The sequence below is a fragment of the Limnospira fusiformis SAG 85.79 genome (assembly GCF_012516315.1).
GTDB lineage: Bacteria > Cyanobacteriota > Cyanobacteriia > Cyanobacteriales > Microcoleaceae > Limnospira > Limnospira fusiformis.
In genome coordinates, this window is sequence record NZ_CP051185.1 from 5,041,145 (window position 1) to 5,067,844 (window position 26,700).

Consider the following 26,700-nt stretch of genomic DNA (forward strand, 5'->3'; position numbering starts at 1 on the left):
TCCTGAACCTATGAATTATGGCGGGTTCGGGGGTTGCCTCTTGCTAAATTACACCGAATATGCTATAATAGCTGCGAGCAAAAAGCGACATTAATTTAGATTATAAAATATCCCAAATATATGTCAAGTCCCCGTATTCATTCCGATACAATTCAGGAGGTTAAAGACAGAGCAGATATTTATGATATCATCTCGGAAAAAGTGGTGCTTAAACGCCGTGGTAAAGACTTTGTGGGTCTGTGTCCATTCCATGAAGAAAAAAGCCCAAGTTTTACGGTGAGTCCTAGCCGACAGATGTACTACTGCTTTGGTTGTGGTGCGGCGGGAAATGGCATTAAGTTTTTAATGGAGTTGGATAAATCCTCCTTTGCTGATGTAGTTTTAGACCTCGCGCGACGGTATAATGTTCCGGTAAAAACGGAATCGCCTGAACAGCATCAGGAGTTCCAAAAGACCCTTTCCTTGCGGGAAAAACTCTACGAAATTTTAGCGATCGCCACCAGTTTTTATCAACACGCACTCCGCCAACCCCAGGGAGAAGCAGCTTTAGAATATCTGAAATTTTCCCGTCGTCTGGGAGAGGAAACTATCCAGGAATTTCAGCTAGGTTATGCACCAGCGGGGTGGGAAACCATTTATGGTTACTTAGTAGAACAAAAACATTTTCCGGTAGAATTAGTCGAAAAAGCCGGGTTAATTGTTCCCCGAAAAGCCGGGAATGGTTATTATGATCGTTTCCGCGATCGCCTAATTATTCCCATTTATGATATCCAGGGAAGAGTGATTGGTTTTGGGGGTCGAAGTTTAGGAGATGAACAGCCTAAATATCTAAATTCTCCCGAAACCGAATTATTTGATAAAGGCAGAACTTTGTTTTGTTTAGACCGAGCCAAAAAGGCTATATCCCAACAAGATATGGCTGTAGTTGTCGAGGGTTATTTTGATGCGATCGCTCTCCATGCAGCCGGGATTAATTATGTGGTAGCATCCCTAGGAACTGCACTTAGTATTAATCAAATTCGTCTGCTGCTACGCTATACAGAATCCAAGCAAATTATCCTCAATTTTGATGCAGATGCAGCCGGAACTAAAGCCACCGAGAGAGCCATAGGAGAAATTGAAACTCTCGCCTATCGCGGGGAAGTAAACCTGAGAATTTTAAACCTTCCCAATGGCAAAGATGCCGATGAATATCTATATATTCACACCCGCCATGATTATCAGGATTTACTGGAAAAATCACCCTATTTTTTAGAATGGCAAATCCATCAAATTGTCGGCGGTAAAAGCATCGAAAATGTCGCCGAATCACAGAGAATAGCCACAGCCATGGTGGAATTACTCCGCAAAGTCCAAGATTTAAACCAACGGACTGCTTACATTCAATCATGCGCGGAAATTCTCAGCCAGGGTCAATCACGGTTAATTCCCATGTTAGCCGATAGTCTGCGAAAACAGATTAATAAACCCCTAGTACAAAATCAGCAGAATAAAGCCTCTGATTCCAGGAAATCAGATCTTATTATTTCGGCTCAACGTGACCGGACTCTGTTAGAAAAAGCCGAAGGTTTGTTACTGCGAATTTATCTACACTGTCCAGAGTATCGACAGGAAATAATTAAGGCTTTGGAGGCAGAAAATTTAGAATTTAGTTTAACCAATCATCGTTTTTTGTGGATAAAAATTTCGGAAATCGAGTTAAGTTTACAGGAACAGAAACCCAGAGAAGATATTGATTTGATTTCTCAACTACAAAACTTCGACCGGGAACATTCATCGGAAATCTCGGAAGTCTCTCATTTATTCTACTTAAACGAAAAGACGATTAATGATATTGAACGTCCTAGTATTGGGATTCGCGCCGCTACAGCTTCCCTAGAATGGGTGCTATGTGAAAAACGCTATCTTCAATATTTAGACAAGTGGAAAAAAACTGATATTAAACTTAATTTAGAATTAGCCGAATACTATCAGCAGCAACTCTACGCGGAACAAAAACGTATGAAAGAGTTAGAACAACTACGCATGGTTAAGTTTTCCGAGTTGACTTTTTAATGTAGTTTGGGAAAACTGACCTAGCCTGTCCCTAGTTAATTAACAATGGTCTGATCAACCGGATTAATTCTAAGAAAATTCTCATAAACTTATGGCTATCCTGATAGGGATAAAAGCTGATGTATAGGGAAACGTAAACCCCTGTACTAAACTATGTTAGCTAAAACTATCATCCTATCTATTTATGCGATCGCAGGTATTTTGGCCATGACTCCCATGGTATTAGCCAGCGAATTTACAGAGGATCACCTATCAGAAGAGATAGCCGAAGCCGCCTCCAGAGAGGAAGCGGAAGCCGATCGCGTTCAGCAAACCAGACCCCCCAGAGGCTAATCAATTACAAATATTAGGATTAATCGCCGGGTTATTATTATGACGATTTAAATAATTTTGAAGGCGATCGCAAGCCTGATCCAGTAAATAATCAACCTGGTTAAAATTGCTATAATCCAACTCCCAAAATACCATGCGGTTGTCAGCATCAGTAGCCACCAACATTTGGTCATCAGCACTAAAATGCACCGATAAAACCGGTTTAATTCCCACTTCCAGAGTCGTGATTAACTGACCAGAACGATCCCAGAGTTTCACCGTCCCATCCTGACTCGCGGAAGCCAGTATCTCCCCAGTTGAATTAAAACTCAAATCAAACACCACCCGGTTATGTCGTCCTATGGTAGTAGTTGTAATTGGTTTCCAGTCCGAGGTTTCCCACAATTTCACCGACCCATCCCCCGTCCCCACAGCCAGCAGAGTTCCATTAGGACTAAAAGCCACCTTAGAGAAGTGACTACCCTGGGAAAGGTCGCGAATTAAAGAACCGTTAATATCCCAAATTTTAATAGTATTATCACCCACAGAAGCCATGATTTGAGCTTGTTGATTAAAACTAATATCATTAATTCTATCCGTATGTCCAATCAGAGTAGTTTGTAATACTCCATTGATATCCCATAACCGAATGATTTGGTCATCACTAACCGAAGCAATTTTTTGACCATCAGGACTAAAACTCACCGTCCACACTGGGAAATCATGGTTGATAGTCCTTAAAACATCACCTTCTGTATTCCAAATTTTCACCGTTTTATCATTACTAGCAGAAGCAATCAGTTGACTATCAGGACTAAAGCTGATATTATTAACAGTATCCGTATGTTCATCAAACATTAGCCTAATATTTAGGGAATTAGTCTCCCATACTATCGCCATATTATTGCTGGAGACTGAAGCTATTAACTCACTATTCGGACTAAAAACAGCGTTATAAATATCCCTAGGAGATTGCCAGACTCTGGGGAGGTTTTGTAGTCCCCAAAAACGGATAGAACCATCAGCACTGGCGGAAATTAGCGTTTGACTGTCGGGAGCAAAAACCGCATGATTGACAGTATTTCTATGACCCCGGAGAGTAGAAACCAAAATTCCCTCATAGTTCCAAAGTTTGATAGTTGTATCGGTGCTGGCTGTCACAATCAGGCGACCATTTGGACTAAAATTAACGCTATTTACTGATTTTTCATGACCTGTTAAAGTTTGAGATAATGTCCCATCGAGGTTCCACAGTTTCACCGTATTATCATTACTAGCAGAAGCCAAAATTTGAGAATCTGGACTAAATTTAACACTCCAAATGGCTTGGTCATGACCCTGAAAACTGGTGATTAACTCCCCCTGACGATTCCATAATTTAATTACCCCCATTTCATCAGAGGAAACAATCAACTGTTCATCTGGACTAAAACTGACCGACAAAACCTCCGCTTCGTGTCCGGTTAATATGGCTATGGTGTCACCGTCACGGCTCCACAGACGAATAGTTCCATCTTCACTAGCGGAGGCTAACTGCTGACCATCTGGACTAAAACTCAGCCATTGTATATCTCTGGTATGTCCTATTAGGGTATTAATTAAAGTTCCATCAGGTCGCCAGAGTTTGATATTTTCATCTTCCCCCGCTGAAGCTATAATCAATTCTTGACCGGAGGAATTGGGACTAAAAACCACGCGGCGAATTTTGCGTTTATTGGCTAACCAACTTCCTATTAATTCTCGATTTTGGTTCCAGATCCTGATTGTACCATCTTGATCGCCTGATACTATTTGATCACCAGTAGGGTTAAAACTGAGGCTGAGAATACCGCCAAAAGATTCAGATAGGCGATCGCGTTCTCTAAAGATATTATTGACTTCCCACAGAGAACTAGCGGTGCGGCGTTCAATTTCCGTAACGGGTTGGCGTTGCAGAATTCTACCTGCTTCCATAGCAGTTAGGGAGGCTTTCAGTTGATCCGTTTCCCCTTTTAACAAAGCCAAATATTCATAATTAAACCTGGCTAATTTTAGTTGTTTTTCCTGGGTTTTAGTATTGTGCCACAGCATTAATACGGCTATTGATAATAAACTCAACCCTATACATAATCCAATCGTATTAACCAGCCTTTTCCTCAAAACTTGATTGATTTCGGTGATTTCGGCTTCAGCTTCCTGTCTTTTTTGTTTCTCATTTTGCAGCTTATAAACTAATTCACTACTCCGTTGTTCCCGAATAAAAGATACTAGATAATCATGGACAAGCTGATAACGTTCCTCTGGAATTTCTGGGAGTAAACAGACCAACCCGGATAACACGAATATTTTTAAGACTGTATCTAGTTGATCCGTGATTTTTAGGTTATCCGCCAAACTTTGTAAATCTCTATTCAAAGCATACCGAGTTTTTAAGGGTCGGTTGTTATATTCATCTGTGAGTAAATATAAGACTAATTCGGCGATGTCTTTATTTTCCTCGCCACAGTCTGCCACTACTTCCTCTAAATAACTCTCTACTAACCGCCTTTTCGGTCCTTGGAGGCGATATTCTTCCAAGGTGGTGATTTGATTGGTGTAAAGTTGAGAACCGACAATTTGTAGTTCAATGGGTCGGACTTCTCCCGACTCTCCTGCTAATTCTTGCACCAGTTGTTTAATTAATTCCGGTTCCAAGATAAATTGAGTTTTGGCGGTTAAATTTTTGATAACTGAGGCGGCATCTTCCGGGATGAAATTACCCAAATAATAGAGAATATTTTTATCTAAAATATTGTCGTTAACCGCATCAAAGTATTTTAAACGATTTCCTTCTAGTAGGTGGTGTAAATAGTCCTGACGCAGTGCAAAAATAGTCTTGATATAGGGAATATTCAAACATTCCCGTAAAAATTGATAAAATTCTTCTCGCTTTTGGGGTTCCTTGGTAGCTACGAAAAACTCTTCAAACTGATCGAAAATAATAATCATCATTAAATTTCGATAATTCAGAACCTGGAGTTGGTCTAAAATTTCGGTCGGGTTAGTTAAAAATCCTGAGTCTAATTCAGAGTTATCTAATTGAGATAAAGCTCTGGCGATCGCATTACTGAGTCCCCCCACCCAATTAGTATAAGTTTTTTGATAAATCGGGAGAACTCGCCTGGCTTGAATCAATGTATTTTTATGTCTCAGTTGGGGAATGAGTCCCGCTTGCAATAGAGAACTTTTCCCGACTCCTGACTGTCCATAAATTATGGTTAATTTATATCTGTCTTCCCCCAGCCGCTTCATTAATTGGTCAATATCTTGCAATCTTCCCGAGGCGGTCATTTCCGAATTAATTAAAGTCCTATCTTCAGATTGGGGATAACTGGGATTAGTAATTAACTGGCTTTGCTGTAATGCACCCGCACCAATAAAAGGCCGAAAACTAAACTGTTGTTCGATTTCCCGCTGTTGCTGTTTCACTTGATAGGCGGCGAGATATTCACCCTGTCTAAAATAGCTGTAATGTAACTGTTTAAAAATTTTAATATATAGTTCTGGATCATAACAAGGTTTGGTCAAATTCTTGGCTTGTTTAAAAGTAGCGATCGCCTCTTCATGTTCTCCCAAACCCTGTTGAGATCTCCCGAAACACAGCAAATACCATCCCCAATGATAAGAACGTTCCCAATCCAACTTTCGTAAATATTCATAGTTCCGGATCTCCTTCCCCTCCTTAACCTGGGAATTTTGCGATAAATTACTGTTGATAATTTCCAGAGATTTCTGTATAATATACTTAGCGGTTTTAAAGTTACCATTAGCTAATTGTACTTCCGCCAAAAAGTGGTAGGCGCGCGCTGTCCTAAAGGAATGGGACTGATTTTGATGCAAGTCCAAGGCCCAATTAGCCACTTCATCCAACTCTGACCAATTTTCCAAATAGTGTAATATTTCCCCCAAAGCATTAATAAACTTTGCCACCAAATCCGGTCGATCAGCCGATTCAAATTCCTGTAAAGATTGCCGATAATAATCCTTGGCTTTGGCGCAGGCTTCCCACTTTTCCCCCCGGTTCATCATCCCATAGTAACGCCACCAGAAACCCAAATAAAACAGAACATGACCACAGCCTAAGCGGTTGTTAGTCTGCTGCCACAATGTTAAACTCCGTTGGTAATGCTGCAATGCTTCCTGAGTAGTATGATCAGCAATTCGACCCAGTATCAACTCTAAACTAGCTTCTAAATCCTGATCAAGAGTTACTCCCCGCCGTTGGAGGTCCTGTTGTGCGGATTCTAGTTCATTGCGTAGGGGAGAACCGCTTTCTAACTCCAGGGTAGCCTCATCTAAAAAAATAGTTGCGCCACTATCGAGTAACTGTTCTAAAATCTGATTACTGGTCTGTTTCAGGAAGTCAATGAGATGATCAGTTTCAACCTCGAAGTGAATTGTAGTTGCAAAACTATGAAAATCTGGGACTAAGCGAATCATCATCGACACCAATTGATCGCTTACCCACAAAATCAACGGAAACTCAAAATTGCGGAATTCCTCCCGCATTTGATTAGTCGCCTTGAGTACCCCCTGCAAATTATTCACCGACTCCAAGCCAAACACCATCAAAGCTGATGGCATTTCCCCCTGTAGGGTATCAAAAATGGTCGTATAGAGAGTTTTAGCCTTGGGGTCCAAAACTAATTCTTGAATGGGAACAGGACAATCTACCCGCAACTGTTGCACAATAGTTTCCCGAACGGAACGATAATTGCAACAGGCAAGAATCAGCGAAAAATCACCCTGGAGGCGAGTAATACTGCGGATTAGGGTTCTGATCGCGTCTTGGTTAGCCTTTTCCCCATCGTACATTTTCAAATTCCATGATTGCTTGGTCAACCTGGCACAGGTTCTGCATGGCGCGATCGCACATCAAGCTATTTAGCCGGGGAAAAGCGCCAAAACCATCTTAGCCTAGTTTCCCCTAAGCGATCGCATTAAACTCCTCACTTACCAACCGTCGCAGGATCTCAGTTACTTCTGCAGCCATACGAGCATCTAGCCGGACTGATTCCTGATTATAATCTTGAAAATTAGCGATGGGAATAGATCCTCGCAAAGTCATCGAGATGCTTCGTAATCGAGAAGGTTCTCTAGCCTGATACATTTACGCGACATTTATCCGGCTATTGCCTGACAATGCGACGATAGCACTATTACCCGTTAAGGTAACAGAGGCGGTATCCCGCAAAGCTTTTAGAAAGATTCCAAAAGCACCGTTCCAGTCCCTGGGTAGAGTGAACCCGCACTCAGGACATCGGAACACTTTTGAGCCACCTAGCTGGGAATGCACATGACCACAGTGAGTACAGGTTTTGCTGGTGTATTCTTCCGTCACATCTACAACTGTGGTTCCAGTTATTTCCCCTTGATGTCTCAGGGTTAGTTTGAATCGATAATGCGCCCATGTCAGCATGGCGCGGGCAGTCTTGGATTTGATTAGACGCTTCACCTTGGCAACCATGTTGGAAGTCTCGAAGGTCGGCAGAAAAATTATACTGTAGTTATGAGTCAAGTAGTGAGCAATTTGTTTGTGGGCCTCATCCACTAGATTGCGGATTTTGGTTCTCATTCGTTGAGCCGCTTGCCTCATCCGTCGCCTCCTTGAACGACAGGGTTCCTTGGCGATTCGGCTCATCAAATCATCCAAATGTTGACATAACCGAGTGATGCGTCCTATATCTCCGGAGCCCAATTCCAGAAATCGTGAACCATCAAACCCAGTTATGAAAGTTCGGACGCCCGGGTCTAATGCAATCACGCCAGTAGCGTCAGTTGGGGTAACGGCAACTGGTTCAGGGAAAATCGCAAACCATCGACCTTTGGTAAACACCAACTGAGTCCCTTGCCCGCAAGCTTTAGGGATGGGTTCGGAAACCATGAAAATTAATCCTTTCGTTAGTCTTGGATACCAACTCCCTGAAGAGAAATTAGCATCGTTAAACTTGATGGCTTGAGAACTAGCCCGACAGCTCCTAAACCTTGCGCCAGGACTGGCTGAAAAGGCGAGATAGGCATCAAAGATAGCATTCTGCCGAATATGGCAGGGTGTTTCTTTGACCCATGCAGGCAAGTCGCTCTGCATCACTTCGTTGCGTAATTTCAGTTTGCTTAGTTGTTTACCACTCCTAGATAATGCAATTGCTTGGTTGTAGCAATACCGACAAGCAGCCAGCCATTTACGCCAGACTTGATTTAGCTCCGGGCTGGGGTAAATCCGGATCTTCTTTGACCTGAGTTTTGTATTTACTCCGTCCGTATAATCGGGAACTGAAGCAGTGGAAGAGGGCGAGGATGTCCTCAACCATTTCTGGTTCTGGACTGAGACTTGTCTGGTTGAGAACCATGAGTGAGCACCTGTTTTGCTCACAGAGCCATCGAAACAAGTCAAATCCAAACCTTGCCAGTCGGTCTTTATGGGCAATGACAACCATGCGGACATCTCCTGACAAATGATGTCCCAGTAAGGCCAGCATTTTCTTTCCCTTGAAGTTGAGCCCGCCTCGGATTTCTGAGACGACTTCTGCTTCGGGGTAGAGGTTGGACAGTGCGGCCACCTGTCGGTTGAGGTCTGACTGCTGGGCGTGGCTACTAACTCTGGCATAGATAACGACTTTGCGTTTGTCACTGCCTGATTTGGCAGCAGTATATCACTCAACGTTGTATCGTCGTTGCCCAGCGGGGGTTCTGATGGTCTCGATTGAGCCATTTTCGTCCCATCTGCGGAGTGTTCTTTCATGGACTCCAAGGATTTGGGCCGCTTCCTTGGGTTTGACATATCTGGCAATAGGTTTATCCTCAACTCTTCTCGCTTATTAGACCCTATTGCCCTAAAATATTAACCTAATTTGAGATTAAATCATGCTCTCCAGTCTGGCTAGGAAGCCGATCTATAAACTGCACAAAAGCCACTAATGTGGTTTCAATGCTGTTGCGAAGTTGACTAGGGCCATGTCCCAACTTCGATAGGATTACCGGAGCATAAATCATGTCGGTCAATCCTAAAGCATCTAAGGCAACATCTACAAATCTAGCCGTATCCTGACCCAAAGCTGGAATCACATATTTAAGGGTTTCCCAAGTCACCCCCGGCAGTCGAGCCGATGGGGTAAGATGATAATGCCATCTTACCATAGAAATTATCCGAGTTAGATCATAGGCAGATAACAGATTATCACCTCGCGGAGTATCATCCACGGCAGATAATAGCACCTTTTTGGTTTTGGCATCCACCAATCGCGGATTTTGAATAAACGCATCCTCCCCGTAGTCCCCGCGAAATTCTAGGTTTTGATTACCTGTGATTTCTATTAGCCAACGTTCTAAACCAAAACGGGACTCAAATCGCTTTAACATCCCTGAAAAGGCGTTATAAGTCCCAATTTGTCTTCTGTAGCTGACCACATCAGCCATAGCATCAATAAAGGAAAAATCCGGCTTTTTACCTTGAGGATCTCGAAATACCCAGTTCTTAATCTGAGCATCGGGAAATTTAGTATTTACCTGGGATCATATATTTAAACCTGCTATAATTTTGGTGGTACTCCCAAACTGGACTTTCTCCAGGGCATTTTTTCCCATCCACATAGTTTGCAATTGGTCATCAACAAACCGACCTACACAAACGCAGGCCTGTAGAATATCGGGGTCCAAGAAGTTCAGGTGGGTGGTGTTGATTTGGGGAACTTTTCCTCGATTAGGATAGGGGCTAAAATCCATGGGTTTCTGTTCCAAGTAAATTGGATAGTTGGAAAGTTCGGCTTGATATGGGGAATTCTCAATCCCTCTATCCAAAAAGGCTAATTGGCTGGCATTCGCCTCCTGGTCTAGTTCTATCTGGAGGAACTTCTCGAAAACAGCAGCCCGGTTTTTAGCTTGTGCGAGCAAGGTCTGGTTCATTGTCTATGGTGGGTTGTGCATTTTCTCAAATGCGATCGCGTTTTCGATAATATCATTGCTGGTATCAGTTACAGCCTGTTCAGAAATCATCTGATCACCTCTCAAAGTCCCTCTCCCTCTCTGGGATCCAGATTTAGGGTGAGGGCAATGTATTAAGCGATTGGTGAACAAGCTGTAAGATCAGATAAAATGTAGAATCAAATTATTGTTGCTCAATTGCTACACAAAGCGCCTATGTCTACTCTAGCACCAGTAAAAACAGAGTACGAGGCTGTCATTGGCTTAGAAACTCACTGTCAGCTTAGTACCCAAACTAAAATCTTCTCTAACTCCTCTACCGAATTTGGTGCTGATCCTAACACCAATATTGATCCTATATGTCTAGGGCTGCCGGGAGTGCTTCCGGTTTTAAATCAAAAGGTATTAGAGTATGCGGTCAAGGCGGCGCGCGCCCTCAATTGTGAAATTGCGCCCTATAGTAAGTTCGATCGCAAACAATATTTTTATCCAGATCTGCCTAAAAATTATCAGATTTCCCAATTCGATCTACCTATTGCTACTAATGGCTGGCTGGAAATTGAAATTGTTGATGAGAACAATAATCCTATCCGTAAACGCATAGGTATTACCCGCCTCCACATGGAAGAAGATGCGGGAAAACTTGTCCATGGAGGTAGCGATCGCCTGGCTGGTTCTACCTATTCTATGGTAGACTTTAACCGGGCAGGTATTCCCCTAGTCGAAATCGTTTCGGAACCTGATATCCGTTCGGGTTTAGAGGCGGCTGAGTACGCCCAAGAATTGCGCCGCATTGTCCGCTATTTAGGCGTTAGTGATGGGAATATGCAGGAAGGTTCCCTACGTTGTGATGTCAATATTTCTGTGCGTCCCGTCGGTCAAAAAGAATTTGGTACTAAAGTTGAAATTAAAAACATGAACTCCTTTAGTGCCATTCAAAAAGCGATCGACTACGAAATAGAACGCCAAATTGCCGCCCTAGAAGCCGGACAATCTCTTATTCAAGAAACCCGTCTCTGGGAAGAAGGCAGCCAACGCACTATCAGCATGAGAAGTAAAGAGGGTTCGAGTGATTACCGCTATTTTCCAGAACCTGACCTTCCTCCTATTCAAGTATCAGCGGAACAATTGAAACAATGGGAGTCGGAATTACCAGAACTTCCCGCCCAAAAACGACACCGTTACGAGACGGACTTGGGATTATCTCCCTATGATACCCGTGTCTTAACGGACGATCGCACTGTGGCGCAATATTTCGAGGCTACAGTCGCAGCAGGTGCAGATACTAAACAAGCGGCTAACTGGTTAATGGGGGATATTACGGCATATCTGAAAAATGAAAAACTGGCAATTACTGACATTCCCCTTAAACCCGCAGAACTAGCGGAACTAATTAATCTGATTGGCGAAAATACCATTAGTGGTAAAATCGCTAAAGATATTCTGCCGGAACTTTTGGCTAAGGGTGGTTCCCCCAAACAAATGGTGGAGAAAAAAGGCTTAATTCAGATTTCCGATACAGGGGAATTAGAAGCGATTATCGATGAAGTTATAGCTAGTCATCCCCAGGAAGTTGAAAAGTTTAAGGCTGGTAAAACTAAGCTAAAAGGTTTCTTTGTGGGACAGGTGATGAAGAAAACCCAAGGACGCGCCGACCCGCAGTTAACCAACAAGTTAATCTCTCAAAAACTCGAAGGTTAGTTAGTTCTTGTCAGCAGCCCTATCTCCCTCCCACGGGGAGGGTTGCTACACCCCCCCCTAAATCAACTACCGATTAATCGTGATTTTTTCTTCTAAGCAAGAACGCAGCATTCCGGCGTTAAATAGCATGGGTAGAAAATGGATACTATTAACTTCCCGAAAATAGAATAAAATCGGTATAGGCGACCAGAAAATCTCCCAGTTTGTCCATTCTCGATAGGGAAAACGCCGAATCATCTTACCTGAACGATATATATCTAAATCTGTGGGGGTAAACTGTAGGCGTATGGTGGCTGTCTGAATGGCTAGGAATAGTCCAAACAAAGACACGGGAAGGGCTACCCATTTCAGAATCAGAAATAAGGGGATTGAACTAAGTACCAACACCACGGGAATGACGTAACTGGGGGGAAGTTCGACTATCGGAGGTAGTTGGCTGGTTTCTGAAGTTGTGGTCATAAGTGCTTTATAATTGATTTTTGAGAGTTTTCTATGACAATTTCTAGGTATATGCACAAAATGTCGATTTTGTCAAGCGGTGATTTTTTGGCCCTCTGGCGATCGCCTAAAACTCGTGCATCGTGAATTTTAAATTGTGGCGACAAAATAATCATACCAGCGACGCAGTGGGGGTTTCAGCGATTATTTTTACAAATAGACACAGTAAGCCCTTGGATGCGATTATTTTTAGAGTAGCACAACCCCTATAAACTCGTCAACAATTTGAGAGAGATTCTCAATAAAAATTTAACAATTCTTAACGTCGATTGAAAATCAAAAACTCTTTGGCGAAAGATATTAGTAAAATTTAACTATTTAGTTTTGTACAATAGACTTTTGAGTGGGGGATGATCGACGGATATTGTCGTATGATCCAGTCAAGGTAGAACAACAGTAGTTATTATTGGTGGTTATGGGGTTTTGGAATCAGGTATTGAGCCATCAAAAGTCTTTAAGTGCCGTCTGTAGCGTCTAAGCAGCAAGTTAAAGCTATCAAATTGAGGTAAGTTAGATGAAACATTATGTTTGTGTGACGATTGGGATTAACCAGTATCAATTCCTGCAACCCCTAAGTTACGCCCAAAGGGATGCAGAAGCTCTCAATCAGTTCTGGGCTGAAGATGCTGGTTTTGCGAGCGATCGCTGTGTGTTGATCACGGATACATCCCCGGAAACGTGGGATATGCCGACTTATCCAAGCCGGGGAAACCTGTTAGACTGGATGGAAAGTATCTGTCGAGAACAACTACAGGCGGAAGATACCCTATTTTGCTTTTTTAGTGGCTATGGCATTCATCATAAAGGGCAAGATTATCTAATACCTATTGATGGCAGCCCAGAGAACCTGGAGGAAACGGCTATCCCGATCAGCCTACTGTTTAAGCATTTAAACAATGCACCTACGGATAATATATTACTGCTGTTGGATATTAACCGGACTCAGGGAGTACAGGTAGGCGATCAGATTGGAGGGGAGACGATCGCCTTATCGGAAAAATTTAGGATTCCCACGATCTTATCTTGTCGTCCTGACGAAGTATCTCGGGAAACCTCCTCCTTACGACATGGCTTTTTCACCGCCGCCCTATTAGAAGGCTTGAAATCAGGAAAGTGTCAGACTCTGGCTGATTTGAAATCATTTTTAGGCGATCGCCTTCCCGAATTGACCGATCAACATTTACGACCCTTACAAAACCCAGTATTTGCGATCGCCACCGCAGAACAAGCCCAATTGCGACTCAAACCGGAACCAGCCAAAGCCATGGCGGCGGCGGGAAACCATCAGAGCAATTCTGCGGTCAATAGCACTTTTGCGCCCAAGCAAAATGGCAGCCACCCGTCAGCTTTACCTAATCTGAAGCTGTCTTCACCGTTCAAAACCGCCCCGGTAAGCCAACCAGACCCCAGTGAAAACCCCACAGAACCATTAAATCACGATCCGGCTTCTGAATCTTCCCCAGAAGCAGCAGACCCCAGCCAAAAGACCAATGAACAGCCCCAGGAAGAAATTATGTCAGACAGATCATTCTTTCAACAGCTTATTATCTGGAGTGGTGCGATCGCTGTACTACTGTTATTGGGAGTTTTCTATACTAACCGATCCCTATTCGTAGGTTCGCAACCCTCTACCACTCCCTCTTTACCTCCTATGGAGTTATCCCAACCACCCACCCCGGAAACTACCGACCCCACAGAAACAGAAGCCCTAACGCCGCCAGAAGCTGTAGTTGGGGATGATGTTCCTGAAACCCCTGCGCCGACTCCTGCTAACGGTGAACAGCTTTTACAGCAGGCTAGAATGATAGTTCAAAATACCTCCGCTTCTCGTTTGAGTCAGGCGATCGTCCAAGCTAATCAAATTCCGAATAATGACCCACTTTATCCTGAAGCACAATTAGCTATTGAACGCTGGAGTCAAATGATTCTCGATATCGCAGAAGGACGGGCGGCTATGGGGAATTGGTCGGAAGCGATCGCCGCAGCATCTTTAGTCCCCGAAACTAAACGCCCTATTTATGAACAGGCGCAATTGCAAATTCAAAATTGGCAACAGCCTCTCACACAACTGCGCGAGAATCAAGCTAAAATTGAGGCGGCTCGCTCTCAAATTCGGCCGGGACAGGCTTCGACCTATAGTAATGCGATCGCTGCTGTCTCTACCATTGGTCCGGAAGAATTGGGTTATGACCAAGCCACGGAAGCGATCGCTCGCTGGAGTGGTGAAATTTGGAAACTCGCTCAGTCTCGCGCTCAAAATAATCAATTTGAGTCCGCTATTTCGGCAGCCGTTTTAATTCCAGAGGGAACCCCACCATATACGGCGGCTCAACAGGCGATCGCTCAATGGCGAGCCAGAACACCAAATCGAAACCAGACACAGAATTGATCCGTTAATCCCCCAAGCTAAAATATGTCTCTGGTGAGAGGGCAGACAACACTTGTCTGCCTTATTTTATAGATGGGAACATACCATTAATCATTCATTATCCAATTCTGAGCCAAATTTCAGATAACTATTCCCGAAAACTCAGAAATAGCAGCTTTACTGAACCTATCGACTTAATTACCCGATTCAGGATAATTGCATCTTCTCCATAGTCCTAGGTGGGATTTGCTAGTTGACACAAAATTGTTAAATAATGTTAACATATAAACCAATGCTCACCTATTCTGATTTTTTGCACTCTCCTGAAAATCTTTAAATATTTAACCAGAGCCGGAGCATTTTCCATGACATCAGGGTTTATTTATCAGTCTATTAAACGCTATTTCCGAGTTATTAAACGCCCCAATACGCCTACTTTGTGGGCGTTTGGTGTGATGGGCTGTTTCAGTGCGATCGCTTGGGGTTGGGTGTCTGACCAGCCGCTAATCAGGGATTTTTTTCAGCTACTATATTTCCAGCAAAAAAATCCACCGATATGGTTGCAATTGCCGTATATTCCGAGTAGTTATTTATGGTTGCCCACCATTTTATTAAGTGCGATCGCCTTCATTATTACCAAGATTTACCCTAAACCAACAGCCAGATCAAGGGCGATAATTGTCGCCATAATTTTAGCATTAACTATCCGTTATCTACTATGGCGATCGCTCTCTACCCTCAACCTCAGCGACCCCCTAAATGGTTTATTTAGCCTCACTCTAATGGGTCTCGAAATTTACATTATTGGTGCCAACATAATTCAAGTTTACTTAATTGTAAATAGCACCGATAGAAGCAGCCAAGCCGACCAACTCCAACAGTCAGTTATTCAACGAAAATTCACCCCAACCGTTGATATTTTAATCCCCACCTACAACGAACCCTTATTTATTCTTAGGCGCACAGTTATCGGCTGTCAAGCCTTAGACTATCACCCCCAAAAAGTCTACCTTTTAGATGACACAAACCGCCCCCAAGTCAAACAATTAGCCCAAGAATTAGGCTGTCATTATCTCACCAGACCTAATAACCTTCACGCCAAAGCTGGGAACCTTAACCATGCTTTGAAATTCACAAATGGCGAATTAATTACAGTATTCGATGCCGATTTTATTCCCACCAAAAATTTCTTAACTAGAACAGTAGGATTTTTTCAGAACCCTAACACCGCCTTAGTTCAAACCCCCCAAACCTTTTACAACCCCGACCCAGTATCCCGCAATTTAGGATTAGAAAATATCATTACTCCCGAAGAAGAAGTATTTTATAGACATATACAACCCCTAAAAGATGGTGCGGGTAGTGTAGTTTGTGCGGGGACATCATTTGTAGTTAGACGCACAGCATTACAAGCCATTGGCGGGTTTGTTACCGAGTCAATTAGTGAAGACTATTTTACCGGAATTACCCTAGCCAGCAAGGGATACAAACTCATTTATTTAAATGAGAAATTAAGCGCAGGTTTAGCCGCACAAAGTATCACCGACCACCTTAATCAAAGAATGCGTTGGGCGCGCGGTACATTACAAGCCTTTTTTATCAACTCTAATCCTTTAACCATACCCGGTTTAACCCTCAGACAAAGATTAGCACATTTAGAAGGGTTGCTACATTGGTTTACTAGCATTTCCCGGATTTTTATCCTGTTAATGCCTTTGGCTTATCGGTTTTTAGGTGTCATTCCTATCAAAGCTAGTATCGGCGATTTTATTTACTTTTTCATGCCTTATTATCTGGTGTCTCTCCTGGCTTTTGCTTGGTTAAACCAAAAATCTCGGTCAGCCTTCCTGTCAGAAATTTATGCCATTTTCCAATCTTTCCCCATGGCATTAACTGTAATTCAAGTAATGATTAACCCTTTTAAAGGTGGCTTTAAAGTTACTCCCAAAGGCAAAAAACAGCAAAAATTTACCTGTTCCTGGAAATTGGCATCACCTATTATATTGCTATTAATAGCCACAATGGTCAGCCTATTCTGGAATTATCCACTCTTAGCATCAAATGTTGATAATTACCCCGGATTTAATTTGGGTATCATCTGGAGTATTTATAACTTAGTAGTTTTAAGTGTTTCTCTCCTAATTGTCATAGATGCACCACTACCAGATATCTATGACTGGTTCCAATTGCGTCGGTCTGTCAAACTCCAGATTTCTGACCAAGTGCTATGGGGAATAACTCGTCATATTTCCGAAGTCGGCGCAGAAATTATGATAACAGAACCCGCCGCCGCCTCTATCCTTCATCAAAACAATGGCGAAAAATCGGAATTTTTGCCTTTACAAATGGAAATTATTGATGTACAATTAAACTTAGGGGGGAGGATTACTGATACTCAATGGGTCGGTGAATTTCCCACTATTCGGGTTGAGTTTGAAGCCTTGACAGTATCGCAACATCGACAACTGGTGGAAATGCTGTTCTGTCGTCCCGGACAATGGCAGAATTTGTCAACTCCCGGAGAATTGCGATCGCTATGGTTATTGTTGAGGGTCTTACTCAAACCCAAGTTGATATTTGACCGGAAACCACGCATAACAGCGATCGCAGTTCATCAACATTAATAGATCATCGATTATTGCACTGGACTCGCTGACTTTCTGTATGGGTGCTACGTTCAATAGTCCTCACATTCATTCCTGGGCTATAGATGGTAGCAGCATCCCCAAGTCTCGCACCATCTAAATTAGCCCCATCCAGATTAGTTCTGCTGTCGATGATAGCCCCACTCAAGTCAGCACGACTTAAATCAGCATTACTCAAATCAACCCCACTCAGGTTAGCATCAACAAAATTGGCAAAATTAAAGTTTCCCCCCGATAAATTAGAATTACTCAAATTGCTACAGGTGAAAAAAGCACCCGTGAAGTCCGCATCACTCAGATTAGTATTAGTCAGATTAGCCTGTCGTAATTGCGCGTTGCGGTGAGACTGATTACTCATATCCGCCCCTTGTAGATTGCAACCCTGACAAGAAGAATACTCGCCCCTCAAAAACGCATTCGGATCCGTAGTGTTAAACTGAGCCATCAGTGGTTTAGCACTCCAAGCAGACATTAACAGAACCGAAATCCCTAACAGTCTAGTTTTGTTCATCAGTCCAGTCATACCTAATTACATAAACTCAGTCAGGCGCTGACATGGGGGGAGTTTATAGAACATCTACCCCCCCAATGTCAACTTTAATAGTCCTTTAGTTGTCGTAGACCCTAGCTTCAACAGCTTCTGGATTTTCCTCGCAGTAAACCTCAAAAGCAGTTTTTTCAATCCGTTCTGATCTTTGATGTGCCGCTTCAGCCTGAAGTTCCTCAACAATATCCCAAGCCGCCGCACATTCACGGGAAGTAGCACCTTTTTCCGCACAGGTAGCCCTAGCGTCTTCGATCGCCTGTTCTATGCGATCGGCCAGGACAATACTCTTAGGCTTCTCTACAAAGTCACCCTTACTCAGGATATCAGTTATAGAAACAATCCCCAACAGTTCTTCTTGAATCACCGGAGCGCGGCGAATACCAGTCTGAGCAAATAACCGCGCCACATATTCCACCCCCAAATCAGGGTTAATAGAGATACAGGGCTTAGTCATAATCTCATAAACCCGCATCTTTTTCGGATCTTTACCGTAAGCCGTCACCTTGTAAATCACATCCGTCTCCGTCACAATGCCATAAGCATCCTGTTCGTGGCGACGTTGAACAATCAGCGCCCGCAAACACAGATCATTCATTTGTTTCACCGCTTCTGCTACCGTAGCCGACCCCCGAATCGTCACTACATCGGTCGTCATAATATCTTTAGCTTTTAGCATCATCGCAGGTTCTCCATAACTTGATACACTCTTATAGCTTGCCTTGTTATGGCTTCAAAAGAAAGAATTGTTTTAACCCCCGTTTTCTGCTATAATGAGAGATAGATCTATTAAATTTTTGCCTTATGTCAAGTTCACTCGTGAATACAGCCATCTGGCATCACCGCCCCCATCAATATAGCATCAGTCCAACTCACACCGTCAAGAATCGCCCCCCGAAAATTGGCACCCCGCAGATTCGCCCCAGATAAATTAGCCCCAGTTAAGTCCGCTTTCCACAGATAAGCATTCCGCAGATTAGCATAGCTAAGATCAGCCCCGCCAAGACGAGCCAGGTTAAGATTAGCCCCCGTCAAATTACTCCGTACCAAATTACCACCTTCCAGATTAGCCCGCATCAGCACAGCATCAGCCAGATTACTCCCCCACAGAATCACGTCAGTTAAATTTGTGCCGTGGAGAATAGCACCCTCCAGATTAGCCCCCGTCAAATTCGCCGACCTCAGATTAACAGCAGTCAAATCAGCCTTTTGTAAGTTAACCCCCCGCAGATTAGCCTCAGACAGATCTACCCCATTCAGGTCCATCCCCCCTAAATCCACATCTACCAAATGACAATAACTCAGATTAGCACTGGTGAGACGAGCCTTAGTTAAAACCGAACAGCTTAACCTCCCATGACTGAGATTAGCCCAACTCAAATTCGCCTCAGTCAAATTAGCCGACCTAAGATTAACCCCGCTCAAATTCGCCCCACATAGATTAACCCCGGTCAAATTAGCCGACCTAAGATTAACCCCTTGCAAAATCGCACCACTCAACTTCACCCCACTGAGGTCAGAATGCACCAAAAACGCACCCCCCAGGTCAGCCTTAGTCAAATCAGCATTGGTCAATATAGCCCGTCCCAAATGAGCAAAAGTTAAATTACTCCTATATAGGAACGCATTAAACAAATTAGCATCTTCTAAAAACGCCCTACTCAAATCCGCCCCAGCTAGGGAAGCCCCCCCTAGGTTAATTCCTTGAAGATTACAGCGAAATAATTTCGCACCAATTAGATTAGCCTTCCTAAAGTCGCGATCGCCCACCTTATAGCGACTTAATAACTCCTTAATATCCACCTGTACCACTCCTATTCACGATCAGCTACATCACTGCCAATCATTTGGACAATAGATATTTCCACCGTAAACCCTCCCAGATGGGATAACTTTAACCTATATTTAAGTTGCATCAATTACAGCAATATATTACCTTTCCGTCAGTAAGGTATAAAAACTCAATTCCTCCTTGGCACTTTAAATCCTATGAATGATACCCCAGAACTCAACGATCGCCGCCAGATTTTCGGTTGGATCATGTATGACTGGGCTAATTCTGCCTATGTCACCACCGTTGTGGTAGCCGTTCTCCCTGCTTACTTTGCGGCCGTCGTCGTCCCCCCCGGCGGAGTCACCATAGCCGGAATTAACTATAGCGCGACCGCCTTATGGGGATTTGTCAGCAGTTTGGCTGCCTTCTTAGTGTTTATGGTAGCCCCTATTATGGGGGCAATTTCCGACTTTTCCGCATCCAAAAAGAAATTTTTAATAATTTGTGCTTACACAGGCTGCCTAGCCGCTAGTCTATTGTTTTTTTCTGGCAAAGGAGACGTCTGGCTAACGCTCATTCTCTTTATTATAGCCCAGATTGGCTTTGTTGGGGGCAATATCTTCTATGATGCCTTCCTCCCCCATATTGCATCAGAAGACAAAATGGACTGGGTTTCTGGTCAAGGTTTTGCTTGGGGATATATAGGCGGTGGCTTGCAATTAGCCTTATCTTTAGCTTTGATTGCTGGACATGAGACGATTGGTATTTCCGCCGAATTAGCAGCCAGACTCGCCATTTTAATGGCAGCAGTTTGGTGGGGTGGTTTTTCGTTGATCACGTTTTTTAACCTGAAAGAAGCCCAAACCTTTGAGGAAATTCCCCCGGAATATCAACATTTACCACCCTGGCGCGCTTATATCAAAGTCGGAATTGTCCGAACCATTGTCACCGTCAGGAAGGTGCGTTTATTTAAGCATTTGCTAAGGTTTCTGATTGCTTACATGATTTATAACAATGGCATCCAGACTGTGATTACTATGGCTACTATCTACGGGGCGGAGGAGTTGGGTTTTTCCCCAAATGTTCTCATGATTACCCTATTGGTAATCCAGTTTGTCAGCTTTTTCGGGGCTTTGGGCTTTAGTAAACTCGCCGAATTCACTACCTCGAAAACAGCGTTAATGATTTCGTTGGTGGGATGGTCTATTGTAGTTATCTATGCTTATTTTATGGACAGCCCCACTGAGTATTTTATCTTGGGGGGAATTGTCGGATTGGTTTTGGGCGGGTCCCAGTCCCTCAGTCGTTCCTTCTATGGGTCGATCATTCCACCTTGGGCGGCGGCTGAATTTTATGGGTTTTACTCAGTTTTTAACAAAGGTTCGGCGATTTTCGGACCTTTACTATTTGCTGTAATCCTCCAGGTGACGGGAACAGCACGCAATTCTATTCTGGCATTAATTGTGTTTTTTATAGTTGGTTTAGTCGGTCTATATTTCGTAGATGTTGAACAGGCTAAACAAGCTAGAAATATTCAGCATTTAGAATAGCGATCGCCTGCATATTTTTCCTGGCTAAAAATACCAAACCTGGAGAGTTGGCAACCCTAGTTATAGGCAGCGAAACTCCTCCAGGTTCTGGCTGATTATTGGCAGTTTTCATCAACTTCTAGCTGGCAAATTTAAGGTCTTCGCCTTCGTCTACAATCAAATGCAAACATAAAAGTTTTTGCATCAAAATAGGCTTGCCTTTACCCGCATGATAAATTTCCAATTCCGCATCTGATGGCGATTCAAATAAAAATCTTTCTCCGGGGAAAACAATATGCTCTAAATACCAGTTATCAATATTAGAAATCCGAGCAATCTCGACTTTTGGGCTATCGTTATAGTAGCAACAAAGTTGTTTACTCGTCTGATGGTTATTCAATTGATATAAGTTTGACATCATGGTTAAATCCTCTGGGAACTAAAAAAAGTTTGTCGATACTGACTTTGTTAAACTTGATCCCTGACCCCAACTTGATGAGGGACCAAATTCTCAGATTAAGCCAAATTGCTAAAAATCCGTGGACCATGAAACTGATAATGCTTCTCCCCTGATGAGAATGACCTAGGCTAATTCTCCCTTCCATCTATGTTAGATCTACGGGAAACCAACCCCGATCGCTATTTCCGGGATCTTCGCCGATTTGGGGCGAGTTAACCCACGGAGGTTTAGCTCTCGGTTCGGACCTTAGCCGTTGTGTGTGTCCATCATCTTAAAAGATTGCATCAAATCAGAGTCTCCATTTTAATTATTTCTAAAGAATAACAACAAGGCCAGAGTTAGCTAGTCTATCTAATGGCTTACTTTTAAGTATGATGGATCTGGGTAAATAAGTGTCGCGATCGCTATCACTGACTGATGATGTTTATTATCACATCCCATTGGTTCGCGATATGTTTTGATTTCTGTCATATCCCCAGACCACTCAGACTGCACTTGTCCCGATCGCCGTGGAAGTCTCGGAAAGCTGCAAGTGGCCAAAAAGCTCGGCTAAAATGGTATTGGAGAATAAAAACCCCTCCGGGTCTGTCAGTCGTAGGTGAGGGGTCGCTGGCTGGTCGGGTTCTTCCTGAGTAGAAACTACTTCCACCCAACCCCGATCGCCTAATGGTTTGAGAATATCAGTAATTTGACTTACAGCCTCTTGGCCAAATTGCTGTTGCAGCCTCACCAGATCCACACCACTAGCTAACCGTAGTCCCAGCATCAGGGTTTCTAAGAGTATATCCGATCCTAAAATAATCGCGATCGCCTCTGTTGGGGCGGGTGCAAGATCAGCACTATGAAAAACCTGCAAACTTTCGCTCACCCCCCCGGAGGACTGTAGCCACTGATAATAGCGATCGCGGGTTCTCGGTCTGGTCAGTCGATAGCCCCCCACATAACTCGCCGCCCCCATACCAAAGCCATAGTAAGGTTGATTGTGCCAATAAACCAAATTATGGCGACATTCAAACCCAGGTCGCGCATAATTGGAAATCTCATAATGTTTAAACCGGGAAGTCAGGCATTTTTGCGCCTGTCGGTAGAGGTTGGCTGTAGTTTGATCATCAGGAAGGGGAAACTCTCCCGGCTTATAGTAGCGACCAAAAGCGGTTTGAGGTTCCACAATCAGATCATAATGGGAAACATGAGCAGGATTAATGCTCAAAACCTGATCTAGGGATTCTTGCATCATTTCTGGGGTTTGATGGGGTAAACCAGAAATCAGATCAATACTGAAGTTCACAACACCCACTTGATTAATTAAATCGATCGCCCTCCAAATATCCGCCACAGTATGCGATCGACCACAAAGCCTTAATAAATCATCCTGAAACGCTTGTACACCCACACTCACCCGATTGGCCCCCGCCGCCACAAATCCCTGTAATTTCCCTAAATCAAAAGTCCCAGGGTCCATTTCCACGGAGATCTCAGCATCACTCGCAATTCCCAAGTTATCGCTAATGGTTTTGATGAGGCGATCGAACTGCTGAACCGATAACAGAGAGGGAGTCCCCCCGCCAAAAAACACCGTTTTCAGTGGCGGTCCGAAATGCCTTTGATTGAGAATTTCCGATCGCAGAAAATCTACATACTCCTCCATCATCCCAGAATTTTCCCCATGGCGGCGATCGCCTACCACAGACACGGCAAAATCGCAGTAGTAACAGCGGCGACGACAAAAGGGAATATGTACATAAGCCGCAGTGGGGGTTTCAGTATTTATACAAGATTCATTTAGCATTAATTAGCGCGCCTGGGACAATTTTAAAATATTCGCCTCAATATCTGATGCAGGTAGGGGCCTAGAAAATAGATAGCCCTGACCAAAGGAGCTACTAGCTCCTGAAGATACTCTAACACCTCCCTTGTTTCGATACCTTCGGCGATCGCACCATTACCCAATTGATTACTCAATGCTACAATCGTTTGCACTACCTGATGATTCCGACTTCCTGGCTGCATTTGGTTCACAAAAGATCTATCTATCTTTAAAGTGTCAATGGGGAAACGGTGCAAGTAGCCTAAAGAAGAGTAACCTGTACCAAAATCATCCAAACTGATCCCAATTTTTCGCGTTCGCGTAGCGTGTGCGTAGCACGTATCGCAATTTTGATGTTAGGGCGATCGCCATTTCCGGATTATCCATTAATGCACTTTCGGTAATCTCCAACTTGATGGCCTGTGGGTTCACTCCCGTATTAGCCAGAACCCGATCTATATCTACCAACAGCGTAGAACTGGCAAACTGACGCACCGACATATTAACACTCATCATGCAAAGAATGGATAACCCTGTTGATGCCACTTGTTTAGTTGTTCACAGGCTTGTTGTAGCACCAATAAACCCACCTGCACCACTAAACCCGTTTCCTCCATACAGGGGATAAACTCTCCCGGTGACACTAAACCTCGCTGGGGGTGTTGCCAACGCACTAATGCTTCAAAACCCACCACCTTCTCTGTAGCCAGCCTCACAATAGGTTGGTAATAAGTGATCAACTCTTGTTGTGCGATCGCCCTTTGTAAATCCGTTTCCAGAGTCAGCCGTTTAAGTGTAGCCGCCGTCATTTCTCGGTTAAAGATTTGATGGCAACCTTTTCCCCGCCCTTTGGCTTTGTACATTGCCGTATCCGCTGCTTGTAATAGGGCTTCAGCATTAGAGTTTACTTCCGTATCTAGGGGAATTCCCATACAAACAGACATAAAAATATCGCAATTTTCTACCTAAAAAGCCTGGATAAATGACCCCATTACTCCATTAATCCAATCTGTTAATTCTCCGGTTGCGGAAATGTTTTTCAGCCCAAAGCAAAACTCGTACTCTCCCACTCTACATAGTAGATCTCCGGGGCGCAGATGTTTTTTAAGACGTTCTGCGATCGCTCTCAGTAGTTGATTTCCCACCTGGTAACCAAAAGCACCATTAACTAGTTTGAATTGGTCACAGTCGAGATAGGCGATCGCATAATTTTCCCCGCTGCTGTCAACGTAGCTATCCGATAGTTTGTGTAATAACTGCGCTCGACTTGGTAGCTGCGTTAGCGTATCTTCATCTATTAGCCTTTGTAACTGAGCCGTGCGTTCTTCAACCATCAGTTCCAATTTCGTGTTAAAATCGGCTAAAAGTTGATATTGTTGCTTAATTCTGAGCATAGAGCGAATCCGTGCCAGCAATTCTAAGCCATTAACAGGTTTCGCAATAAAGTCATCTGCTCCCGCCCCCAGACATTCAGCTAGACTCTCTGTAGAAGATAATGCCGTCACCATAATAATCGGTGTTCCTTTCCATTCACCCATAGCTTTAATACGGCGACAAACCTCAATACCGTCCATAACTGGCATCATTACATCCAGTAAAATTAGATCCGGTTTGATTACATTAATTACTGAAAGTGCATCTTGTCCACTATAAGCATAGTGTAAATGATAGTTTTCATCAATCAAACAAGTTTCAACTACATCAAAATTATCTGGATCATCATCCACAATTAAAATTGAGAACATCGGTAGATTTTCCTTAGCAATTCAACAACTATCTATGGTTCCACGGCATCTAGTTTCACTATCTTAATATAAATATGATACGTTGTAACGTGACAATAGGGTTATTTGTATTATTTAATAGCTAATGAACAATCGGTAAAGTAATATATATCATCGTTTCTTGATTGTATATGCTATTAATTTGTATGGTTCCTCCCACCAATTCAACAATTTTATCCACGATTTTTAAACCAACACCCAGGCCTTGTTGCTCATAGCTTTTGCGTTCAAACTGCATAAAAGCACCGATTTGATTGATTTGCTCTTCCGTCATCCCACGCCCCAAATCATGAATCCATAGCCCTAGTTTTTCCCCTTCAGTGATAATCTGAGAGCGAATCGAGATGGGTTTCCCCGGCTTGGAGAATTTCAAAGCGTTGTCAATCAACTCATTTAAAATAATCGACAAATACCGCTCTGATATCGCCACGGTAGCCGGTTCTATATCCAACTTAAAATCATCATAGCGTTGGCTATCCGGTGCATATTTTTTGCAGATAGGTTCCACAAAATACAAAGATAACATTGTAGACCCGGGCGGAACTTCTTTTTCCTCGCTACTTATCAGTTCCAATTCCAAATAAATTAGGAATCTTTTGACTAAATTTTCCAGGCGACAGGCTGATTGATACGCCAACCTTAACATCTCCACTGTTTCCGACATCTCCACATCTTCTATATCCTTCAGATCCTCCATCACCAGGGCGAGCATTCCTAAAACACCATTTAGAGGGGTATTTAGTTCGTGGGAGAGACTAGAGGCTAAATTACCCCGCAGTCTGACCAGAGTTTTTTCGAGTACTTGAATTGTATTCTTCTGCACATTAGACAAATGAGAAATTTGGTCATATTGTTGCTTAATTCTCAGCATTGAATGGACACGAGACCGTAATTCTAAAGCATTAACGGGTTTCCCGATAAAGTCATCCGCTCCCGCTGCGATACATTTAGCTAAACTTTCTTTAGAAGATAATGCCGTCACCATAATAATAGGTGTAGATTGCCATAGTGGCATAGCTTTAATGCGGCGACAAACTTCAATCCCATCAATAGCTGGCATCATCACATCCAGCAAAATCAAATCTGGCTGGATTAATTTGAGTGCGGAAATTCCCTCCTGTCCACTAGCAGCATAATGTAGCTGATAGTCTTGATTACTCAAAAAGGTTTCAATCACATCAAAGTTGTCAGGTTCATCATCAATAACTAAAATAGATAACATTTGTCGATAGTCCTTAGCAAGTCTAAAATCCCAAATTTGATGACTTTTCTTAGTTCATTTAGT

Annotated in this window: 23 protein-coding genes and 1 pseudogene; 6 read left to right on the forward strand and 18 right to left on the reverse strand. The window is 43.3% G+C overall.

The annotated features are described in order from the left end of the window. Positions 1–120 precede the first annotated feature (120 nt). Positions 121–2,055 (forward strand): DNA primase, encoded by a 1,935-nt coding sequence (dnaG, locus tag HFV01_RS23595; RefSeq protein WP_006621660.1) that lies wholly within the window; start codon positions 121–123, stop codon positions 2,053–2,055. Between the two features lie 153 nt (positions 2,056–2,208). After that, the gene (locus tag HFV01_RS23600) at positions 2,209–2,388 is read left to right on the forward strand and encodes a hypothetical protein (protein WP_006621661.1); all 180 of its coding nucleotides are present in this window, start codon (positions 2,209–2,211) and stop codon (positions 2,386–2,388) included. Here the strand turns inward: HFV01_RS23600 and HFV01_RS23605 are convergent, their stop codons facing one another. From HFV01_RS23605 to HFV01_RS23630, 6 genes and pseudogenes are all read right to left on the reverse strand, one after another. Next, positions 2,389–7,200: a WD40 domain-containing protein gene (locus HFV01_RS23605; RefSeq protein ID WP_006621662.1), complete on the reverse strand. Its 4,812-nt coding sequence runs from the start codon at positions 7,198–7,200 to the stop codon at positions 2,389–2,391. 112 nt (positions 7,201–7,312) lie between these two features. Next, positions 7,313–7,495, reverse strand: coding sequence for a hypothetical protein (locus HFV01_RS23610; protein ID WP_006667916.1), 183 nt, complete (start codon positions 7,493–7,495; stop codon positions 7,313–7,315). Beyond that, a complete protein-coding gene (locus HFV01_RS23615; protein WP_318286302.1) occupies positions 7,496–8,611 on the reverse strand; it encodes an RNA-guided endonuclease InsQ/TnpB family protein in 1,116 nt (371 codons plus the stop codon). Beyond that, positions 8,568–9,176 (reverse strand): annotated as a pseudogene (locus HFV01_RS23620) (IS607 family transposase). Before HFV01_RS23620 ends, HFV01_RS23615 begins: the two are co-directional and overlap by 44 nt. Before the next feature lie 55 nt (positions 9,177–9,231). Next, positions 9,232–9,801, reverse strand: a complete 570-nt coding sequence (locus HFV01_RS23625; RefSeq protein ID WP_006621667.1) for a hypothetical protein — start codon at positions 9,799–9,801, stop codon at positions 9,232–9,234. A 96-nt stretch (positions 9,802–9,897) separates the two neighbouring features. Continuing rightward, positions 9,898–10,287, reverse strand: a complete 390-nt coding sequence (locus HFV01_RS23630; protein WP_006667919.1) for a hypothetical protein — start codon at positions 10,285–10,287, stop codon at positions 9,898–9,900. Between the two features lie 234 nt (positions 10,288–10,521). Here HFV01_RS23630 and gatB point away from each other — a divergent pair, with 234 nt between their 5' ends. Then, positions 10,522–12,006, forward strand: coding sequence for an Asp-tRNA(Asn)/Glu-tRNA(Gln) amidotransferase subunit GatB (gatB, locus tag HFV01_RS23635; protein ID WP_006621670.1), 1,485 nt, complete (start codon positions 10,522–10,524; stop codon positions 12,004–12,006). 66 nt (positions 12,007–12,072) lie between these two features. On the opposite strand, the gene HFV01_RS23640 is transcribed toward gatB, so the two are convergent. Further along, positions 12,073–12,465, reverse strand: a complete 393-nt coding sequence (locus HFV01_RS23640; protein ID WP_006621671.1) for a DUF3119 family protein — start codon at positions 12,463–12,465, stop codon at positions 12,073–12,075. A gap of 553 nt (positions 12,466–13,018) precedes the next feature. Here HFV01_RS23640 and HFV01_RS23645 point away from each other — a divergent pair. Beyond that, positions 13,019–14,893, forward strand: coding sequence for a caspase family protein (locus HFV01_RS23645; RefSeq protein WP_046320291.1), 1,875 nt, complete (start codon positions 13,019–13,021; stop codon positions 14,891–14,893). A 344-nt stretch (positions 14,894–15,237) separates the two neighbouring features. Continuing rightward, positions 15,238–17,496 (forward strand): glycosyltransferase family 2 protein, encoded by a 2,259-nt coding sequence (locus HFV01_RS23650; protein WP_006621673.1) that lies wholly within the window; start codon positions 15,238–15,240, stop codon positions 17,494–17,496. 4 nt (positions 17,497–17,500) lie between these two features. On the opposite strand, the gene HFV01_RS23655 is transcribed toward HFV01_RS23650, so the two are convergent. The 3 genes from HFV01_RS23655 to HFV01_RS23665 all read right to left on the reverse strand — a co-directional run bounded on the left by HFV01_RS23655 (position 17,501) and on the right by HFV01_RS23665 (position 19,864). Continuing rightward, on the reverse strand, positions 17,501–18,028 hold the full coding sequence (locus tag HFV01_RS23655; protein WP_231296437.1) for a pentapeptide repeat-containing protein: 528 nt from the start codon (positions 18,026–18,028) through the stop codon (positions 17,501–17,503). A gap of 97 nt (positions 18,029–18,125) precedes the next feature. Continuing rightward, entirely contained in the window at positions 18,126–18,743 is a 618-nt protein-coding gene (locus HFV01_RS23660) for a CP12 domain-containing protein (RefSeq protein ID WP_006621675.1), read from the reverse strand. 131 nt (positions 18,744–18,874) lie between these two features. Continuing rightward, positions 18,875–19,864: a pentapeptide repeat-containing protein gene (locus tag HFV01_RS23665; protein WP_006667921.1), complete on the reverse strand. Its 990-nt coding sequence runs from the start codon at positions 19,862–19,864 to the stop codon at positions 18,875–18,877. Between the two features lie 186 nt (positions 19,865–20,050). On the opposite strand from HFV01_RS23665, the gene HFV01_RS23670 reads away from it, so the two are divergent. After that, on the forward strand, positions 20,051–21,385 hold the full coding sequence (locus tag HFV01_RS23670) for an MFS transporter (protein WP_006621678.1): 1,335 nt from the start codon (positions 20,051–20,053) through the stop codon (positions 21,383–21,385). Here HFV01_RS23670 and HFV01_RS23675 read toward each other — a convergent pair. The 8 genes from HFV01_RS23675 to HFV01_RS23705 all read right to left on the reverse strand — a co-directional run bounded on the left by HFV01_RS23675 (position 21,360) and on the right by HFV01_RS23705 (position 26,637). Further along, positions 21,360–21,497, reverse strand: a complete 138-nt coding sequence (locus tag HFV01_RS23675; RefSeq protein ID WP_006621679.1) for a hypothetical protein — start codon at positions 21,495–21,497, stop codon at positions 21,360–21,362. The two genes, HFV01_RS23670 and HFV01_RS23675, sit on opposite strands and share 26 nt — an antisense overlap. Positions 21,498–21,503: 6 nt before the next feature. Next, positions 21,504–21,785 carry a DUF1830 domain-containing protein gene (locus tag HFV01_RS23680; protein WP_006667923.1) on the reverse strand — a complete coding sequence of 94 codons (282 nt, stop codon included), beginning with the start codon at positions 21,783–21,785 and terminating at the stop codon, positions 21,504–21,506. 523 nt (positions 21,786–22,308) lie between these two features. Beyond that, positions 22,309–23,613, reverse strand: a complete 1,305-nt coding sequence (gene hemW / locus HFV01_RS23685) for a radical SAM family heme chaperone HemW (RefSeq protein WP_006621682.1) — start codon at positions 23,611–23,613, stop codon at positions 22,309–22,311. A 23-nt stretch (positions 23,614–23,636) separates the two neighbouring features. Continuing rightward, on the reverse strand, positions 23,637–23,927 hold the full coding sequence (locus tag HFV01_RS31170; protein WP_006667924.1) for an EAL domain-containing protein: 291 nt from the start codon (positions 23,925–23,927) through the stop codon (positions 23,637–23,639). Beyond that, positions 23,920–24,132: a hypothetical protein gene (locus tag HFV01_RS31175; protein WP_008056938.1), complete on the reverse strand. Its 213-nt coding sequence runs from the start codon at positions 24,130–24,132 to the stop codon at positions 23,920–23,922. The genes HFV01_RS31170 and HFV01_RS31175 overlap by 8 nt, the downstream gene beginning before the upstream one ends. An 11-nt stretch (positions 24,133–24,143) precedes the next feature. Beyond that, entirely contained in the window at positions 24,144–24,575 is a 432-nt protein-coding gene (locus HFV01_RS23695) for an EAL domain-containing protein (RefSeq protein WP_006621685.1), read from the reverse strand. Positions 24,576–24,596: 21 nt separating this feature from the next. Continuing rightward, the gene (locus HFV01_RS32205; protein ID WP_006621686.1) at positions 24,597–25,376 is read right to left on the reverse strand and encodes a response regulator; all 780 of its coding nucleotides are present in this window, start codon (positions 25,374–25,376) and stop codon (positions 24,597–24,599) included. Between the two features lie 121 nt (positions 25,377–25,497). Then, positions 25,498–26,637, reverse strand: a complete 1,140-nt coding sequence (locus tag HFV01_RS23705) for a hybrid sensor histidine kinase/response regulator (protein ID WP_006621687.1) — start codon at positions 26,635–26,637, stop codon at positions 25,498–25,500. Positions 26,638–26,700: the final 63 nt, after the last annotated feature.

What these genes read in the sequence shown, in the direction of transcription:
- HFV01_RS23670 (WP_006621678.1), top strand. Translation starts at nt 20,051, where the DNA reads ATGAATGATACCCCAGAACTCAACGATCGCCGCCAGATTTTCGGTTGG.
- HFV01_RS23675 (WP_006621679.1), bottom strand. Translation starts at nt 21,497, where the DNA reads ATGAAAACTGCCAATAATCAGCCAGAACCTGGAGGAGTTTCGCTGCCT.
- dnaG (WP_006621660.1), top strand. Translation starts at nt 121, where the DNA reads ATGTCAAGTCCCCGTATTCATTCCGATACAATTCAGGAGGTTAAAGAC.
- HFV01_RS23645 (WP_046320291.1), top strand. Translation starts at nt 13,019, where the DNA reads ATGAAACATTATGTTTGTGTGACGATTGGGATTAACCAGTATCAATTC.
- HFV01_RS23610 (WP_006667916.1), bottom strand. Translation starts at nt 7,495, where the DNA reads ATGTATCAGGCTAGAGAACCTTCTCGATTACGAAGCATCTCGATGACT.
- HFV01_RS23605 (WP_006621662.1), bottom strand. Translation starts at nt 7,200, where the DNA reads ATGTACGATGGGGAAAAGGCTAACCAAGACGCGATCAGAACCCTAATC.
- HFV01_RS23695 (WP_006621685.1), bottom strand. Translation starts at nt 24,575, where the DNA reads ATGTCTGTTTGTATGGGAATTCCCCTAGATACGGAAGTAAACTCTAAT.
- hemW (WP_006621682.1), bottom strand. Translation starts at nt 23,613, where the DNA reads ATGCTAAATGAATCTTGTATAAATACTGAAACCCCCACTGCGGCTTAT.
- HFV01_RS23650 (WP_006621673.1), top strand. Translation starts at nt 15,238, where the DNA reads ATGACATCAGGGTTTATTTATCAGTCTATTAAACGCTATTTCCGAGTT.
- HFV01_RS23655 (WP_231296437.1), bottom strand. Translation starts at nt 18,028, where the DNA reads ATGAACAAAACTAGACTGTTAGGGATTTCGGTTCTGTTAATGTCTGCT.
- gatB (WP_006621670.1), top strand. Translation starts at nt 10,522, where the DNA reads ATGTCTACTCTAGCACCAGTAAAAACAGAGTACGAGGCTGTCATTGGC.
- HFV01_RS23705 (WP_006621687.1), bottom strand. Translation starts at nt 26,637, where the DNA reads ATGTTATCTATTTTAGTTATTGATGATGAACCTGACAACTTTGATGTG.
- HFV01_RS31175 (WP_008056938.1), bottom strand. Translation starts at nt 24,132, where the DNA reads ATGTCGGTGCGTCAGTTTGCCAGTTCTACGCTGTTGGTAGATATAGAT.
- HFV01_RS23660 (WP_006621675.1), bottom strand. Translation starts at nt 18,743, where the DNA reads ATGATGCTAAAAGCTAAAGATATTATGACGACCGATGTAGTGACGATT.
- HFV01_RS23625 (WP_006621667.1), bottom strand. Translation starts at nt 9,801, where the DNA reads ATGGCTGATGTGGTCAGCTACAGAAGACAAATTGGGACTTATAACGCC.
- HFV01_RS23680 (WP_006667923.1), bottom strand. Translation starts at nt 21,785, where the DNA reads ATGATGTCAAACTTATATCAATTGAATAACCATCAGACGAGTAAACAA.
- HFV01_RS23600 (WP_006621661.1), top strand. Translation starts at nt 2,209, where the DNA reads ATGTTAGCTAAAACTATCATCCTATCTATTTATGCGATCGCAGGTATT.
- HFV01_RS32205 (WP_006621686.1), bottom strand. Translation starts at nt 25,376, where the DNA reads ATGTTCTCAATTTTAATTGTGGATGATGATCCAGATAATTTTGATGTA.
- HFV01_RS23630 (WP_006667919.1), bottom strand. Translation starts at nt 10,287, where the DNA reads ATGAACCAGACCTTGCTCGCACAAGCTAAAAACCGGGCTGCTGTTTTC.
- HFV01_RS23640 (WP_006621671.1), bottom strand. Translation starts at nt 12,465, where the DNA reads ATGACCACAACTTCAGAAACCAGCCAACTACCTCCGATAGTCGAACTT.